This window comes from Amycolatopsis sp. 505 (genome assembly GCF_031625235.1).
Taxonomy (GTDB): Bacteria; Actinomycetota; Actinomycetes; order Mycobacteriales; family Pseudonocardiaceae; genus Amycolatopsis.
On the sequence record NZ_JACKQP010000002.1, the window covers coordinates 139792 to 155358 of the forward strand.

Annotated in this window: 18 protein-coding genes; 10 read left to right on the forward strand and 8 right to left on the reverse strand. The window is 70.2% G+C overall.

All coding sequences use genetic code 11. The features are described 5' to 3' along the window. Nucleotides 1-13 precede the first annotated feature (13 nt). From H5965_RS07605 to H5965_RS07620, 4 genes are read left to right on the forward strand one after another with little or no spacing between them, the layout of a single operon-like run. Entirely contained in the window at nucleotides 14-283 is a 270-nt protein-coding gene (locus H5965_RS07605; RefSeq protein WP_043776467.1) for a helix-turn-helix transcriptional regulator, read from the forward strand. Then, nucleotides 280-819: a hypothetical protein gene (locus H5965_RS07610; protein ID WP_310968640.1), complete on the forward strand. Its 540-nt coding sequence runs from the start codon at nucleotides 280-282 to the stop codon at nucleotides 817-819. The genes H5965_RS07605 and H5965_RS07610 overlap by 4 nt, the downstream gene beginning before the upstream one ends. Beyond that, on the forward strand, nucleotides 812-1726 hold the full coding sequence (locus tag H5965_RS07615) for an ATP-binding cassette domain-containing protein (protein ID WP_310968641.1): 915 nt from the start codon (nucleotides 812-814) through the stop codon (nucleotides 1724-1726). Before H5965_RS07610 ends, H5965_RS07615 begins: the two co-directional genes overlap by 8 nt. Then, the gene (locus H5965_RS07620; RefSeq protein WP_310968642.1) at nucleotides 1723-2913 is read left to right on the forward strand and encodes an ABC transporter permease; all 1191 of its coding nucleotides are present in this window, start codon (nucleotides 1723-1725) and stop codon (nucleotides 2911-2913) included. Before H5965_RS07615 ends, H5965_RS07620 begins: the two co-directional genes overlap by 4 nt. Here H5965_RS07620 and H5965_RS07625 read toward each other — a convergent pair whose 3' ends face one another. The 4 genes from H5965_RS07625 to H5965_RS07640 all read right to left on the reverse strand — a co-directional run bounded on the left by H5965_RS07625 (nucleotide 2914) and on the right by H5965_RS07640 (nucleotide 7400). Then, nucleotides 2914-4260, reverse strand: a complete 1347-nt coding sequence (locus tag H5965_RS07625; protein ID WP_310968643.1) for a deoxyribodipyrimidine photo-lyase — start codon at nucleotides 4258-4260, stop codon at nucleotides 2914-2916. A gap of 61 nt (nucleotides 4261-4321) precedes the next feature. Beyond that, the gene (locus H5965_RS07630) at nucleotides 4322-5638 is read right to left on the reverse strand and encodes a citrate synthase (protein WP_310968644.1); all 1317 of its coding nucleotides are present in this window, start codon (nucleotides 5636-5638) and stop codon (nucleotides 4322-4324) included. Between the two features lie 197 nt (nucleotides 5639-5835). After that, a complete protein-coding gene (locus H5965_RS07635; RefSeq protein ID WP_310968645.1) occupies nucleotides 5836-6777 on the reverse strand; it encodes a carbohydrate kinase in 942 nt (313 codons plus the stop codon). Between the two features lie 41 nt (nucleotides 6778-6818). Next, the gene (locus tag H5965_RS07640; protein WP_310968646.1) at nucleotides 6819-7400 is read right to left on the reverse strand and encodes a TetR/AcrR family transcriptional regulator; all 582 of its coding nucleotides are present in this window, start codon (nucleotides 7398-7400) and stop codon (nucleotides 6819-6821) included. A 101-nt stretch (nucleotides 7401-7501) separates the two neighbouring features. On the opposite strand from H5965_RS07640, the gene H5965_RS07645 reads away from it, so the two are divergent. From H5965_RS07645 to H5965_RS07655, 3 genes are read left to right on the forward strand one after another with little or no spacing between them, the layout of a single operon-like run. Further along, complete coding sequence (locus H5965_RS07645) at nucleotides 7502-8638, forward strand: acyl-CoA dehydrogenase family protein (protein ID WP_310968647.1); 1137 nt, start codon at nucleotides 7502-7504, stop codon at nucleotides 8636-8638. A gap of 50 nt (nucleotides 8639-8688) precedes the next feature. Then, the gene (locus H5965_RS07650; RefSeq protein ID WP_310968648.1) at nucleotides 8689-9222 is read left to right on the forward strand and encodes a Uma2 family endonuclease; all 534 of its coding nucleotides are present in this window, start codon (nucleotides 8689-8691) and stop codon (nucleotides 9220-9222) included. A 34-nt stretch (nucleotides 9223-9256) separates the two neighbouring features. Then, nucleotides 9257-9862, forward strand: coding sequence for a Uma2 family endonuclease (locus H5965_RS07655; protein WP_310968649.1), 606 nt, complete (start codon nucleotides 9257-9259; stop codon nucleotides 9860-9862). 48 nt (nucleotides 9863-9910) lie between these two features. Here the strand turns inward: H5965_RS07655 and H5965_RS07660 are convergent, their stop codons facing one another. The 4 genes from H5965_RS07660 to H5965_RS07675 all read right to left on the reverse strand — a co-directional run bounded on the left by H5965_RS07660 (nucleotide 9911) and on the right by H5965_RS07675 (nucleotide 13250). Beyond that, nucleotides 9911-11128 (reverse strand): amidohydrolase, encoded by a 1218-nt coding sequence (locus tag H5965_RS07660; protein ID WP_310968650.1) that lies wholly within the window; start codon nucleotides 11126-11128, stop codon nucleotides 9911-9913. A gap of 20 nt (nucleotides 11129-11148) precedes the next feature. Beyond that, nucleotides 11149-11802 (reverse strand): TetR/AcrR family transcriptional regulator, encoded by a 654-nt coding sequence (locus tag H5965_RS07665; RefSeq protein WP_310968651.1) that lies wholly within the window; start codon nucleotides 11800-11802, stop codon nucleotides 11149-11151. A 90-nt stretch (nucleotides 11803-11892) separates the two neighbouring features. Next, the gene (locus H5965_RS07670) at nucleotides 11893-12378 is read right to left on the reverse strand and encodes a GNAT family N-acetyltransferase (protein ID WP_310968652.1); all 486 of its coding nucleotides are present in this window, start codon (nucleotides 12376-12378) and stop codon (nucleotides 11893-11895) included. Continuing rightward, the gene (locus H5965_RS07675; protein WP_310968653.1) at nucleotides 12345-13250 is read right to left on the reverse strand and encodes an aldose 1-epimerase family protein; all 906 of its coding nucleotides are present in this window, start codon (nucleotides 13248-13250) and stop codon (nucleotides 12345-12347) included. Before H5965_RS07675 ends, H5965_RS07670 begins: the two co-directional genes overlap by 34 nt. Nucleotides 13251-13316: 66 nt before the next feature. Here H5965_RS07675 and H5965_RS07680 point away from each other — a divergent pair, with 66 nt between their 5' ends. The 3 genes from H5965_RS07680 to H5965_RS07690 are packed head-to-tail and all read left to right on the forward strand — an operon-like array spanning nucleotide 13317 to nucleotide 15546. Further along, a complete protein-coding gene (locus H5965_RS07680) occupies nucleotides 13317-13895 on the forward strand; it encodes a TetR/AcrR family transcriptional regulator (protein ID WP_310968654.1) in 579 nt (192 codons plus the stop codon). Then, nucleotides 13895-14725, forward strand: coding sequence for an MBL fold metallo-hydrolase (locus H5965_RS07685; protein ID WP_310968655.1), 831 nt, complete (start codon nucleotides 13895-13897; stop codon nucleotides 14723-14725). Before H5965_RS07680 ends, H5965_RS07685 begins: the two co-directional genes overlap by 1 nt. Then, the gene (locus tag H5965_RS07690; protein ID WP_310968656.1) at nucleotides 14722-15546 is read left to right on the forward strand and encodes an MBL fold metallo-hydrolase; all 825 of its coding nucleotides are present in this window, start codon (nucleotides 14722-14724) and stop codon (nucleotides 15544-15546) included. Before H5965_RS07685 ends, H5965_RS07690 begins: the two co-directional genes overlap by 4 nt. The last annotated feature ends 21 nt before the right edge of the window (nucleotides 15547-15567 follow it).

A 15567-nucleotide genomic window follows, 5' to 3' on the forward strand; every position in this document is an offset into this window, starting at 1 on the left:
AACAGTTAGCTGCATGAGCCCGGTCAGACGCGGCAAAGAGCTGCCGATCTACAACCGGCTTCCCGTGCTCCGGGCCGAGCGCGGGATGACCCGAGCCGCGCTGGCGAGCGCCGTCGAAGTCAACCCACAGACCATCGGCGCGCTCGAACGCGGTGACCACTATCCGAGCCTGGACCTGGCGTTCCGGATCTGCGCGGTGTTCGACCTGCCCGTCGAGGCGGTCTTCAGCCGCGAGCCGTTCACGCCTCTTTCCACCCAGGTCTACCGCGAGGGGGGAGCATGACCGAGCAACCGGGCCGTCTCACGGCCTACTGGGAACGCCAGCTCGACAAACTCGAAGAAGCCGAACAGAACCGAGCGCGGAAGCTGCCGGGCTGGCGCACCCGGAAGCACCGCCGGACGCTCGTCGTCGTCCTCGTGCTCGCCGACCTCGCCTTGGTCGCCGGGGCCACGCAGTTCGAAAGCCAGCCGAAGTGGGCCTTCCCGGCCTTCTGGCTGACCGGGCTGGTCGCCGGCGGGTTCGCGTTCATCACGCTGCGCATCCTGACCGGCCGGATGTGCGGCAGCTTCTCGCGGCTGCTCGACGAACGCGAGCGCGAATGGCGCCACCGCGTTACCTACATCGGCTACCAGGCACTCAGCTACCTGATGCTGATCGCCATGCTCTACGGCCTGTTCGCCGCCGGCACCCCGGAACGCGGCGCGATGATGCTCTCCGCGCTGCTGGTCACCGGCACCACCATCCCGGCCATCGTGCTGGGCTGGTCGCTGCCGGACGACGACCCCGAGGACTTCGAAGAGGGGATGGGAAATGCCTGAGGGGACCCTGGAGATCGACCGGATCTCCAAGCGCTACGGCGCCAAGGTCGCGCTGGACGGCGTTTCGTTCGACGTCCGGGCCGGCGAGCTGTTCGGCTTCGTCGGCAGCAACGGCGCCGGCAAGACCACCACCATGCGGATCGCGCTGGGCGTGCTGGCCTCCGACGGCGGTGAGGTGCGCTTCGACGGCGAACCGGTCACGCACGAGACGCGCACCCACATCGGCTACATGCCCGAAGAACGCGGGCTGTACCCGAAGATGAAGGTGCTCGACCAGCTCGTCTACCTGGCCGAGCTGCACGGCCTGAACGCCAACGAAGCCCACCGCAACGCGGAAACCTGGATCACCCGGCTCGGACTGGCCGACCGCCGCAAGGACGAGGTGCAGAAGCTGTCCCTCGGAAACCAGCAGCGCGTGCAGCTCGCCGCCGCGCTGGTGCACGACCCCGCCGTGCTGGTGCTCGACGAACCGTTCTCCGGCCTCGACCCGCTCGCCGTCGACGTGATGAGCGGCGTCCTGCGGGAGAAGGCCGCCGCGGGGGTGCCGGTCGTGTTCTCCAGCCACCAGCTCGACCTCGTCGAGCGGCTGTGCGACCGGGTCGGGATCATCCGCGGCGGCCGGATGGTCGCTGTCGGCACCGTCGATGAGCTGACCGCGGGGGCGCGCAGCAAGCTCGTCGTCACCGCGCCCGCCGCGGCCCCCGGCTGGGCCGCGGGCCTGCCGGGGGTCGGGGTGCTGGAACAGCACGGCAGCACCACCGTGCTCGACCTCGAACCGGGCGCGGACGACCAGGCCGTGCTGGCCGCCGCGCTGGCGACCGGGCCGGTCACCGAGTTCAGCCGCCGTCGCCGCTCGCTCACCGAGCTGTTCCGCGACGCGGTGTCCGAGAAGGGGGAAGCGCGATGAGGACGTTGAGTGGCCGGCGCGCCGTTTGGCTCGTGCTGAAGCGCGAGCTGAACACGCGGCTGCGCACGCGGTCGTTCGTGGTCGGCACCGGCGTCCTGCTGGTGCTGCTGCTGGGGTACGTCTTCTTCCAGACGTCGCTGGCCAGTTCGGCGGACAAGAACACGGTCGGGCTGACCGGCCAGGCGATCGGCATCGCCCGCCAGCTGCAGACCGAAGCGGCGCTTTCGGGCCGTGAGATCAGCACGGTCGTCGTCACCGACCCGGCGGAGGGCCGGAAGAAGGTCGAAGACGGCGACCTCGACGCGCTCGTCTCGGGCAGCGCGGCGCAGCTGACCGCCACCTACAAGTCCTCTTTGGACGAACAGCTGCGCCGGGTGCTCGACCAGGTCGCCCAGCAACAGGTGCTCGACGGCGTGCTGTCGTCGGCGCAGCTGGAGCCGGCCGAGGTGATGGCCAGGGTCAACGGCACCCACGTCCGGGACGACGCCCTTTCGCCGCAGCCGGCGGACCAGACGCAGCGGCTGGTCGTCGGGCTGGTCGTGGCGTTCCTGCTGTACATGAGCATCATCACCTACGGGATGATGGTCGCCCAGGGCGTGGTCGAGGAGAAGTCGAGCCGGGTCGTGGAGATCCTGCTCGCCAGCGTGCGGCCGTGGCAGCTGCTGCTGGGCAAGGTGATCGGGCTCGGCCTGGTCGGCCTGACCCAGCTGGTCATCCTCGCGGTGGTCGGCCTGGGCGCGGCGTCGGCGACCGGCGTGTTCACGCTGTCCGGCTTCGCGACGGGCGCGGTGCTGTGGGGCCTGCTCTGGTACCTGCTGGGTTTCCTGTTGTACGCCACCATCTACGGCGCGCTGGGCTCGCTGGTCTCCCGGCAGGAGGACACCCAGTCGGTGGTCGGGCCGCTGAACATCATCCTGGTCGTCGGGTTCATCGCGGGGTTCAACCTGCTGGTCCAGAACCCGGCGGGCTCGGCGACGCGGATCGTCTCGCTGATCCCCCTGCTGTCCCCGATCCTGATGCCGGCCCGCATTTCGACGGGCGCGGCGGCGGGCTGGGAGATCGGGCTGTCGCTGACGCTGACGGTGGCGCTGGTCGCGCTGCTGACCTGGCTCGGCGGGAAGATCTACGGCAACAGCGTGCTGCGGATCGGCAGCCGGATCAAGCTGACGGAAGCCCTGCGTGGCTGATCACGACGTGATCTTGCCGTACCGCTCTAGGGAAACCTGGCGCTCGTGGCCGTGGTCGACCATGGGTTCCGGGTACTCCTCGGGGCGGTCCTTCAGCTTGTGCACCGCCTTGCCCGGCACCGAACGCAGCTCCGGCACGTACTTCCGCACGTAGTCCCCCTGCGGGTCGAACTTCTCCCCCTGGGTCGTCGGGTTGAAGATGCGGAAGTACGGGGCCGCGTCGGTGCCGCAGCCCGCCACCCACTGCCAGTTCAGCTGGTTCGACGCCAGGTCGCCGTCCACCAGGTGCTTCATGAAGTGGCGGGCGCCCAGCCACCACGGCAGGTGCAGGTCCTTCACCAGGAAGCTCGCCACCACCATCCGCACCCGGTTGTGCATCCAGCCCTCGGCCAGCAGCTGCCGCATCCCGGCGTCCACGATCGGGTAGCCCGTCCGGCCCTCGCACCACCGCGCGAAGGCCTCGGGGTCGTCGTCGTGCTTCATGCCGTCGAACCGCTTGTCGTAGTTCTCGCGGGCGGTTTCCGGGCGGTGCCACAGGACGTCGGCGTGGAACTCTCGCCAGCAGATCTCGCTGCGCAACGACTTCGCGCCCACCCGGTCGTCGCCGGACAGGTCGGCCAGGATCGTCCGCGGGTGGATGCAGCCCCAGCGCAGGTACGGCGAAAGCCGCGTGGTGCCTTCGCGGTCCGGGCGGTCGCGATCCTCGTCGTAGGTCTCGACGCCGTCGTCGAGGAACGCGCGCCAGACGTCCAGGGCCGCCTGCTCGCCCGGCTCGGGCAGTGCCGCGGAGACCTTCGGCGGACGCGGGATCCCCAGCGACTTCGCCGGTTCGATCCAGTCCACAAGGGACGGTCCGGTGTCCGCGGGCGAATGCCAGCCGCGGCCGGTCCAGGCGCGGAAGAACGGCGTGAAGACGCGGTACGGGCTGCCGTCCGGCTTGGTGACGCGGCCCGGCGTCACCGCGTACGGCGAACCCGTCTCGACCCACTCGATGTTGTTTTCCGCCAACGCTTTCGCCACCGCTTCGTCCCGGCGACGGCCGTAGGGACCGGCGTCCGCGCTGACGTGCACCGCGGCCGCGCCGATCTTGCGCGCCGCGCGGACGACCTCGGTCGCCGGGTCGCCGCGGACCAGCATCAGGCGGCCGCCGAGCTGCTCGTTCAGCTTTTCGAGACAGCCGTACAAGAACGCTTCCCGCGGCGCGCCGCCGGGCTTCAGCAGCGCCTCGTCGAGGACGTACAGCGCGAGCACGTGCTTGCTGTGCTTCGACGCCTCCAGCAGGGCAGCGTGGTCGCCCAGCCGCAGGTCACGACGGAACCACAGGACAACCGGCGCTTCTCGGGTCACGACGGTAAACGATAAACGCCCCGCCGTGCCGGTGCACGACGGGGCGTTTTCGCGGAATCGATCAGCGCTCGGACATCGGGATGTAGTCCCGGGTCGCGTGGCCGGTGTAGATCTGCCGCGGGCGGCCGATCTTGGTGGCCGGGTCGTTGATCATCTCGCGCCAGTGCGCGATCCAGCCCGGCAGGCGGCCGAGCGCGAACAGCACCGTGAAGAACTTCGTCGGGAAGCCCAGCGCCCGGTAGATCAGGCCGGTGTAGAAGTCCACGTTCGGGTACAGCTTCCGCTCGACGAAGTAGTCGTCGGAAAGCGCGGTTTCCTCGAGCTTCTTGGCGATGTCGAGCAGCTGGTCGCCGCCCTTCAGCTTGCCGAGGATCTCGTCGGCGGTGTTCTTGATGATCTTCGCGCGCGGGTCGTAGTTCTTGTAGACCCGGTGCCCGAAGCCCATCAGCTTCACGCCCTTTTCCTTGTTCTTCACGCGCTCGACGAACTTGGCGACGTCGCCGCCGTCCTGCTGGATGCCCTCCAGCATGTCGAGCACCGCCGCGTTCGCGCCGCCGTGCAGCGGGCCGAACAGCGCGTTGATGCCGGCCGAGATCGAGGCGAACAGGTTCGCCTCGGACGAGCCGACCAGGCGCACGGTCGAGGTCGAGCAGTTCTGCTCGTGGTCGGCGTGCAGGATGAACAGCAGGTCGAGCGCCTTGACGACGTCCGGGTCGACGTCGTACGGCTCGGCCGGGAAGCCGAACGTCATCCGCAGGAAGTTCTCGACCAGGCCCAGCGAGTTGTCCGGGTACAGCAGCGGCTGGCCGACGGACTTCTTGTACGCGTACGCCGCCAGCGTCGGGACCTTGGCGAGCAGGCGGATGGTCGACAGCTCCACGTTCGGCTCGTCGAACGGGTTGAGCGAATCCTGGTAGAAGGTCGACAGCGCCGAGACCGCGCTCGACAGGACCGGCATCGGGTGGGCGTCGCGCGGGAAGCCGCTGAAGAACGCCTTCAGGTCCTCGTGGAGCAGCGTGTGCCGCTGGATCTTCTCGGTGAAGTCGGCCAGCTGGGCCTGCGTCGGCAGCTCGCCGTAGATGAGCAGGTAGGAGACCTCGATGAAGGTCGACTTCTCGGCCAGCTGCTCGATCGGGTACCCGCGGTAGCGGAGGATGCCGGCGTCACCGTCGATGTAGGCGATGGCGGACGACGCGGCACCGGTGTTGACGAAACCGGGGTCGTAGGTGATGTACCCCGTCTGCGCCAGCAGCTTGCCCAGCTCGATCCCGGGCGCGCCCTCGACCGGGTGGACGATCTTGAACTCGTGCTCGCCACTCGGCAGGGTCAGCTTCGCGGTTTCTCCGCCGGACTGCCCCGCAGTCGTCGCGTCGGACATGCAAGTCCCTCTCACGTTGGGCACGGGCCGGCGGCGCCTGTACGTTCCACAGGTAGCCACGTGTTCACGCGAGGAAACACTGGCGCCTCGCTGCACACCGCCCCGCTGGGGTATGAAGAATGCCCCTCAACGTTAGTCGAGAAACCCGCCTTCGCGCAGCGGTGACGTTGCCCGTGGGGGCCCATTTGGGACCAGGTTCACACGGTGGCCGCCAGGTCGGCGGAGGTGGGCGGCTCGGCGCCGCTGCGGGACACCGTGATCGACGCCGCTTTCGCCGCGAAGGTGAGGGCCTCGCGCCACGCGCCGGCGTCGAGGGAGGCCAGGTCGGTGGCCTCCCGGGTGTGCAGCCAGGCCAGCAGCGCGCCGTGCACGGTGTCGCCCGCGCCGATGGTGTCCACCACGGCGACTTTTCGCGACGGCACGTGGGCCAGCTCACCTGCGGCGGTGATCACCGAAAGCCCGTCGGCGCCCCGGGTGAGCACCACGGCGTCCACTCCGGACTCGATCCACTTCTTCGCGGCGGCGACCGGATCGGCGCCTTCGGTGAGCCACGCGGCGTCGTCGTCGGAGATCTTCAGCAGCCGGACGTCCGGCAGCCAGGAGGCGAACCGGGCCCGGTAGGCGGCCGGGTCGGCGATGAGCGCCTCGCGGATGTTGGGGTCGAGCACGGTCAGCACGCCGCGGGCCGCTTCGCGGCGCAGCATCGCCTCGTACGCGGAGGCGCCGGGTTCGAGGACCATGCCGAGCGTGCCGAGTGAGAGCGCTGTCACATCGTCGGCCAGCGGGCCGGGATCCGCGACCAGCCGGTCGGCGGTGCCCTCGACGTAGAACGTGTAGCGCGCGGCGCCCTTCGCGTCGAGCGCCACGACGGCCAGCGTCGTCGGCTCGTCACCGCGCTGCAGCAGCGAGGTGTCGACGGCGGAGGCGTGCAGCCGCTCGATCATCGCCTCGCCGAACCGGTCGGTGGAGACGCGGGAGAAGAACGCCGCCGGCACGCCGAGCCGCCCGGCGGCCAGCGCGACGTTGTACGGGCCGCCGCCCAGCCGGGGCAGCAGCGCGCGCAGCCCACTGTCCACAGTGGAATCCAGGGGGTCGCCGGGAACCAGGTCGACCAGAGCTTCTCCGCCTACGACGATCACGCCGGGAGTTTAATTGACCCCGGCCTGACAATTCCTGTCCGCTATTTGTTCAAGCCACCGAGCAGCAGTTCGCCCAAAGCGGTGAACGCCTCGGCGTCGGACACCTCGGTCCGCTGGGCGAGCACGCCGGTCTGGATGCCCTCGATGATCAGCCCGGTCATCTCGGCCAGCAGCCGGGCGTGGACATCGCGGAACACCCCGTCGGCGACGCCCTTGTCGATGAACTGCCGGAGCCGTTTCGCGGCGAACCGGCTGTTGAGCTGGTAGGCCTCCCGGGCCGGGCCGAACCCGGCGAGGTCGTGCATGAAGGCGGGCGACGCCCGGTTGAGGTGCTCGGCGACGCCGGCCAGGTACTCCCCGATCAGCTTGCGGGCGTCGTCGATCCCGGCGATGCGCTCCTCGATCCGCTCCGCGGCGCCGCGGAAGAACCGGGTGACGACCTTGACGGCGAGCTGCTCCTTGCTGGGCGCGAGCGCGTAGAGCGTCGACTTCGAACAGCGCAGGCGGCCGGCGAGGTCGTCCAGCGTGAAGGCGGCGAAGCCCTCGGCCAGGAAGAGCGCCTCGAGGTCGCCGAGCAGCGCCAGCTGGCGGGCGGTCGGCCGGCGGCGTGGTTCGGGGCGCATCGGCTCACTATCTCCTACGTCTTCCAGCCACCCCAGACGTGCCGTACGGTACTCTGCACGAGCCCACAGTACTGTTTTCAGTACCGCTTTGGAGGACAACGATGCCCGCCGAACGCCTGCTGCCCTCGTCGGAAGCCGAGGACTTGGTCGCGCTGACCAGGGAGATCGCACGCGATGAGCTTGCGCCTCGCGCGGCAGCGGCGGAGGAAGCCGAACAGTTCCCGCGCGAGCAGTTCCGCCTGCTCGGCAAGTCCGGACTGCTGGGCCTGCCGTACCGCGAGCGGTGGGGCGGCGGCGAGGTTTCGTACGAGGTCTACCTGCAGGTGCTGGAGGAGATCGCGGCGGCGTGGATGACGGTCGGCGTCGGGCTGTCGGTGCACACGATGTCCTGCTACGCACTGGCGGAGTACGGCACCGACGAGCAGCGCGACCAGTGGCTGCCGGACATGCTCGAAGGCTCGCTGCTGGGCGCGTACGCGCTGTCGGAGACGAACGCGGGCTCGGACGCGGCGGCGCTCTCGACGCGCGCGCGTCTCGACGGCTCGGACTACGTCGTCAACGGCACCAAGGCGTGGATCACCCACGCGGGCGTGGCGGACTTCTACACGACGATGGTCCGCACGGGCGCGGACGAAATCTCGTGCCTGCTGGTCGACGGGGCCACCGAGGGGCTGTCGGCGGCTCCGCGGGAGCGCAAGATGGGCCTGACCGGCTCGCCGACGGCCCAGATGATCTTCGAAGACGCTCGCGTACCGGCCACGCGGCTGCTGGGCTCGCGCGGCGACGGGCTCCGCATCGCGCTGTCGTCGCTGAGTTCGGGGCGGCTCGGGATCGCGGCGTGCGCGGTGGGCCTGGCGCAGGCGGCGCTGGACGAAGCGGTCGCGTACGCGAAGGGCCGGTCGCAGTTCGGCCGTCCGATCATCGACTTCCAGGGCGTCGAGTTCATGCTGGCCGACATGGCGGCGACGGTGGAGGCGTCCCGCGCGCTGTACCTGGACGCGGCCCGGCGGCGTGACCGCGGGATGCCGTTCAAGCGCCAGGCGTCGATCGCCAAACTGGTGGCGACGGACGGCGCGATGAAGGTGACCACGGACGCGGTGCAGGTGCTCGGCGGGGCGGGGTACACGCGGGACTTCCCGGTGGAGCGGTACATGCGCGAGGCGAAGGTGCCGCAGATCTTCGAAGGGACGAACCAGATCCAGCGGGTCGTCATCGCGCGGGAGCTGAAGAACGCGTAACTCGATCCAGCGACCGGTGTCGCCGCTCGGGGACGGCTAGCGTTCTGCGCATGCCCGGTCATCTGCTGACCATCGAGGAGTACTCGGCGCTCGATGGCACCGGTTTCACGGAGCTGGTGGAGGGCCGCGTGGTGCCCTCGCCCGGCTCCGGCCGCCGTCACGACCTCGCGGTCTGCCTCCTGGCCGCCGCCCTCGAGCGGCAGCTGCCGCGCGGGCTGGCGTTCGTCGTCGCCAACGACCTGGACCTGGGGTTGTCCCCGGACGGCGAGCCCGGCTTCGTCCGCCGTCCGGACCTGCTGGTCCTCGACCGGGCCGCGTTCGGCCGTGCGGCAGGCCTCCTCCGCGCGGAGGACGTGGTCCTGGTGGCCGAGGTGGTGGTGCCGGGTTCGAAGCGCACGGACTACCGGGTGAAACGCGACGAGTACGCCGACGCCGGCATCCCGCACTACTGGATCGTCGACATCACCGGGCCGGTATCGCTGGTCGCCTGCGACGGCCACCTGGCCGCCGCCGCGGTCACCGGCGTGTTCAGCGCGGAGGTCCCGTTCCCCGCGCGGCTCGACCTCGACGCCTTGGCCCCTTGACCTCGTGGTTCACCGCGTCGAGGAGGAGGCCCCTGTGATTGCACTTCCCAAGCCGGGCGCTGATCGACGGTGGGAGATCCCGGATCACCTGCTGACGATCGAGGAGTACGCGGCGCTCGGTGAAACCGACACAGGTTTCACCGAACTCGTGGAAGGCCGCGTCCTGATGTCCCCCAGCCTCGTCGCAGATCACAACATCGCAGTGTTCGAACTCGGGCAGCAACTCGCCCCGCAGGTGCCCAGCCACCTGCGTGTTCTGCCCGAAACCGATGTGAACCTCGGCTTGGCGCCTCCGGGCAAACCTGGTTTTTCCCGGCGCCCGGACCTGCTCATCGTCGAGAGAGCGGCCATTGCCCGCGTGCGGCAGGACAGTGCCATGCTCCGAGCGGAGGACGTGGCCGTCGTCATCGAGATCGTGTCCCCGGGTTCGGAGCGCACCGACTACCACGTGAAGCACGACGAGTACGCCGATGCGGGAATCCCGCACTACTGGATCATCGACATGAGTGAGCCCATCTCGCTGGTCGCGTGTCACCAAGCCGGCGAATTCGGCTATATGGACGCCGCCGCGGTCACCGGGACCTTCGCCACCGAGGTCCCGTTCCCGGTCAAGCTGGACCTGACCGCACTCCTCGGCTGATCGGGCAGCACGCCGGTACCGCCCGGTCACCGGCGTGCCACCCGAAACTCAGCGCGTCTCCCGGTAGCGGCGGTCCTTCGACACGCCCTCACCCAGTGACTCGTCGAAGTGGTACACCTCGTCGCCGCGGATGAACACGCGCAGCGCGCGGTTCATCACGTCCAGCGGGTCGCCGCTCCACAGCACCACGTCCGCGTCCAGGCCCGGCGCGAGGGAGCCGATCTGGCCGTCCAGCCCCAGCATCGACGCCGGGTTGACGGTCAGCGCACGCAGCGCCGTCGCCGGGTCGAGGCCGTCCTTCACCGCGAGGGCCGCCTGGTAGACCAGGAAGTTGATCGGGATCACCGGGTGGTCCGTCGTGATCGCGATCCGCACGCCGGCCCGCGCCAGGATGCCGGCCGAGCGCAGGGTGCGGTTGCGCAGCTCGACCTTGGACTTCGTGGTGAACAGCGGCCCCAGGATCACCGGCACCTCGCGCGCGGCCAGCAGGTCCGCGATCAGGTGGCCTTCGGTCCCGTGGTTGATGACCAGCTTGTAGCCGAACTCGTCGGCCAGCCGGATCGCCGTCACGATGTCGTCCGCGCGGTGGACGTGCTGGTCCCAATACAGCTCGCCGTCGAGGACCTTCGACAGCGTCTCCAGGGTCAGGTCCACCTCGTGCGGCTTGCCCTCGGACTCGGCGTGCGCGCGCTTCGCCTGGTAGTTGCGGGCCTTGGTGAACGCCTCGCGCAGGATCGCCGCGACACCCAGCCGCGTCGACGGCGTCTGCTTCTTGTCGCCGTACACGCGCTTCGGGTTTTCGCCGAGCGCGCTCTTCACGCTGACGTGCTCGGCGAACGTCATGTCCAGGACGCTGCGGCCCCAGGTCTTGACGCCGATCGTCTGGCCGCCGATCGGGTTGCCGGACCCGGGCTTGATGACAACGCTCGTCACGCCGCCGGCCAGTGCGTCGTCGAAACCGGGCTCGTAGGGGTCGATGCCGTCGACGGCGCGGAACCGGGCGCCGTTCGGGTCGGTCATCTCGTTGGTGTCGTTGCCGGCCCAGCCTTCGCCGTCCTCGTGGACGCCGAGGTGGGCGTGGGCGTCGATGAAGCCGGGCAGCACCCAGGTGCCGGCCGCGTCGACCAGTTCGGCGTCCTCCGGGATGTCGACGTCGGCCTCGGTGCCGACCGCGACGATCCTGCCGCCGTCGATCAGGACCGTGCCGCCTTCGATGGGATCACCGTCGATGGGGACGACATAGCCCCCGACAATTGCCTTCGCCATAGTTCGCCACGCTAACGAACTCACCCCGGCGCCTGCACGCGGGTGTAGGGCCAGCCGGCCAGGCCGGTCTCCAGCAGCTCGAAGGCCCGGACCGCCTCGGCGCCGATGGTGTCGGCGATCCGGTCGTCGGAGTGCCCGGCGAGGGTGAGCGCCCGGACGCGCTCGAACAGCACGCGATGAACGGCGCTCAGCAACCCGGCGGCAGTCTCGACGGCGACGTCGTCCGGCTGGACCCGAGCGGCCTCGGCCAGCGCCTGGGCCAGTCGCTGTTCGCGCTGGTCGTGAAGGCCACGCAGGCACGTGGTCAGGGTCGGGCTGTCGGCGATCACGCGGGCGAGTTCCGGCCGGGAGAAGCCAACGACCGGATTGCGGGTGGCGACGGCGTCGGCGAACGTGCGGCGCAGCGCGGCCGGCACTGATTCGCCCGGCGAGCGCGTGGCCACGGCCTCGGCCAGGGAGCCGACGAACTCCTCCTGGTCGCCCAGGGCCAGGTCTTCCTTGCGCGCGAAGTAGTTGGTGACGGTCTTCTTGGCGACGCGGGCGGCGTCGGCGATCTCGACGATGGTCGTCCGTTCGTACCCCCGGGCGATGAATAGCCTGGTGGCATGTTCGGAGATGAGCTGCCGGGTCTCCTGCTTCTTCGTCTCGCGTAGCCCGGTGGTCTCGATAGCCATGACGTAATCATACCCTGGTAGTAAGTTTACGCTTACACTCTTCAGCGTGAACCTGGGTAAAATTACGCCGGTACTAAGTTTACGACGCAGCTAGGTGATCCTGGTCTTCTCCAGGTGCACCAGCTCGTGGTTGTTCTCGGGCGTCCGATGCGTCTCCCGGTACCCGTGCCTGGCGTAAAGATGCAACGGTCCGACGCTTTTCGAGCCCGTGAAGAGCCGGAACAGCGTCACCTCCGCGGGCGCCGCCGATTCTGCGAACCGCAGCAGCGACCCACCCAGCCCGAACCCCTGCCGGTCCGGCGCCACGACCAGGCGGCCGATCACCGCGACCGGCCCGGTCACCGTCAGCCGCACCGACGCCACCAGGCGCCCCGACTCGCGCAGCCCCCAGGACAAACCGGCAAGGGCCGTCCTGGTCTCCTCCAGGGTCTCCAGCAGCGGCGGCAGGTCCAGGTCTCCGTGCGCCCGGGCCTCGGTGACGTACGCGGCCCGTTGCAGCGTCAGGACTTCGCCCGCGTCGGCGACGCCCAGGCGAAGCGGCGTCACGGGACCCGGATGCCCCAGCTGCCCGTCCACGACGCCGAGGGCTCCAGCTCGATCAGGTCGGTGCCCGTGTTGAGCGCGTCGGCCGGGCAGGTCATCGGCTCGATCGCGACCGCGCGGCCGCGGCCGATCAGGTCGTCCGGGGTGAACACCTGGGCCCAGCGGAAGTCGGGGCCGGTCCAGACGAGCAGTTGGGTGCCGTCGTGGCTCAGGACGATGTGGTGCCGGCCGTCCTCGGCCGGCACCAGGCCGCCGAACGCCGTGTCGAGGTTGACGCCGGCCAGCACGCGGCCGGCGCGGAAGTCGTACTCCGTGCCTTCGACGTCCTGCTCTTCGGCGTACGGCATCTGCTCTTCGGGTAGCGACGGCCGGACGCGGCTCGCCGGGAGCGTCAGCGTCAGCTCGTCGGTCGGGACGTCGCCGATCCGGAAGTACGGGTGCGTGCCGACGCCGACGCCGATCGGCTGCTCGCCTTCGTTGCGGATCTCGTGGGTGACGGTCAGTTCGCGCGGCGCGACCTCGTAGGTCACGGTCGCGCGCAGGGGCACCGGCCAGCCGGGCTGCACCTCGACGTCGACGGCCAGGGTGACCGACGACTCGGCGTGCTCCAGCAGCTCCCACTCGAGGTGACGGGTCAGGCCGTGGATGGCGTTGCCGCGCGCCTCCTCGGTGACCTCGAGCTGCTGGGTCTCCCCCTGGAACGTCCACCGGCCGCCCTTGGTGCGGTTCGGCCAGGGCAGCAGCACCTGCCCGGCGCCCATCGGCGGCTTCGCGTCTTCGGGGAACTCCTCGACGTACGGCACGCCGGCGACTTCGAACGCGCGCAGCCCGGCACCGATTTCGGTGACGACGGCGCGGGCGTTGCCGCGGGTGATCTCGAACTGCTGACCGGTCGGGTTGCCCATGCGCACGACCTTACCGATCCGCGAAATCACTAGACCGGTCGTCATAGTTTGCGCTACGGTTCGGTCATGGTTCGCCGCACCGACACGCGGCAGCGGATGCTCGACACCGCCGCCGACCTGTTCCAGACGCAGGGCTACCACGCCACCGGCCTCACCCAGCTGACGACGGCCGGCGGCGCGCCGAAGGGGTCGCTCTACTTCCACTTCCCCGGCGGCAAGGAACAGCTCGCCGCCGAAGCCGTCCGGCTGTCGAGCAACCGCACCGGCGCTCTCCTCGAAGCCGTCCTGAACGACGCCCCCGATCCGGCGACCGGGATCGACCGCGCGGTCGAGGCGCTCGCGAGCTTCCTCACCGAATCGGACTTCCAGCGTGGCTGTCCACTTGCGACAGTCGCCCTCGACGCCGCCGCGACGAGCGAACCCATCCGGGAAGCCTGCACGGACGGCTACGAGTCTTGGCACGGCATCCTCAGCGGATACCTTGCCGCGCAGAGCCTTTCCGCCGAGCGGGCCGACGAGCTCGCCACCATCGTGCTCGCCGCGATCGAAGGCGGCCTGCTGCTGGCCCGCACCCGCCGCGACCTCGCGCCGCTGCGCGCCGTCGCCGCCCACCTGCACACGACCCTCGACCGGGAGGTCTCCTGATGCGTGTCCACCACCTGAACTGCGGCACCCTGCGCCCGCTCGGCGGCCGGCTGATCGACGGACGGCCGGGCCTGCTGCGGCGGGCCACCATGGTCTGCCACTGCCTGCTGCTGGAGACGGACACGGGCCTCGTGCTCGTCGAGACCGGCATGGGCACGCCGGCCGCCGTAGACCGGGACGCCTGGCTGGGCGCAGGTTTCGTCCGCCAGTCCAACCCGGTCGCCGACCCCGCGCAGACGGCGATCGCGCAGGTCCGCGCGCTCGGCTTCGACCCGGCGGACGTCCGCGACATCGTCCTGACCCACCTCGACCTCGACCACGCGGGCGGGCTCATCGACTTCCCGTGGGCGCGCGTGCACGTCTACGCCGAGGAGCTGCGGGCGTTCACCGACCCGCGCGCCGACGAACGCGGCCGGTACCGCCGGATCCAGTTCGCTCACGGTCCACAGTGGACGTCCTATGCGGACACCGGCGAGCCGTGGTTCGGTTTCGGCGCCGTCCGCCAGCTCGACGGCCTGCCGCCGGAGATCCTGCTGGTCCCGCTGTCCGGGCACACGCGCGGGCACGCCGGGGTCGCCGTCGACACCGGGCACGGCTGGCTGCTCAACGCGGGCGACTCGTACTTCTTCCACGGCCAGGTCGCCGCCGACCCGCACTGCCCGCCGGGGCTGAAGTGGTTCGAAGGCCACATGGAGACGGTGCGGGGCGCCCGGCTGGACAATCACCGCCGCCTGCGCCAGCTTGTTCAGGAGCACGGCGACGAGGTGAGCGTCTTCGCCGCGCACGACGAGACCGATTTCCTCCGGCTGAGCACCAGGAGCAGCGTATGAAGGTGCACCACCTGAACTGCGGAACGATGCGCCCGGCGGGTGGCAAGCTGCTCGACGGCGAGCCCGGCCTGCTGCGGCGGGCGGAGCTGGTCGCCCACTGCCTGCTCATCGAAACCGGCGACGGCCTGGTCCTGGTCGACACCGGCTTCGGCAGCCAGGCCGTGGCGCGTCCGGGCGAGTGGCTGGGCCGCCCGTTCCTGGCGATGGTCGGCGCGAAGCCGGCGGCCGCCGAGACGGCGGTCGCGCAGATCAAGGCCCTCGGCCTCGACCCGGCCGACGTCCGCCACATCGTGATGACCCACCTCGACGTCGACCACGCGGGCGGGCTGGCGGACTTCCCCAACGCGGTCGTCCACGTCCGGTCCGAGGAGCACCGCGCGGCGACGGCCCCGGCGAACGCGGCGGAGAAGAACCGGTACCGCGCGGCGCAGTTCGCGCACCGCCCGCTGTGGAGCACCTACGACGAGACGGGCGAGCCCTGGTTCGGCTTCGAGGCGGTCCGGTCGCTGAAGGGCCTGCCGGAGGAGATCCTCCTGGTCCCGCTGACGGGCCACACGCGCGGCCACACGGGCGTGGCGGTCGCCACGGGCACCGGCTGGCTCCTGCACGCGGGCGACGCGTACTTCTTCCACGGCCAGCTCGACCCGGTGGCCCCGCACTGCCCACCGGGGTTGACGGCGTTCCAGACGATCGTCCAAACCTTGCGCGGTCCTCGGTTGGAGAACCTGGCGAGGCTGCACGAGCTGGCGCGAACCCACCAGGACGAGGTCACGGTGTTCTCGGCCCACAGCCCGATCGAGCTGGCCGCCCTGCGCCGGTGAGTTCGGGAACCGTGGCCGTGT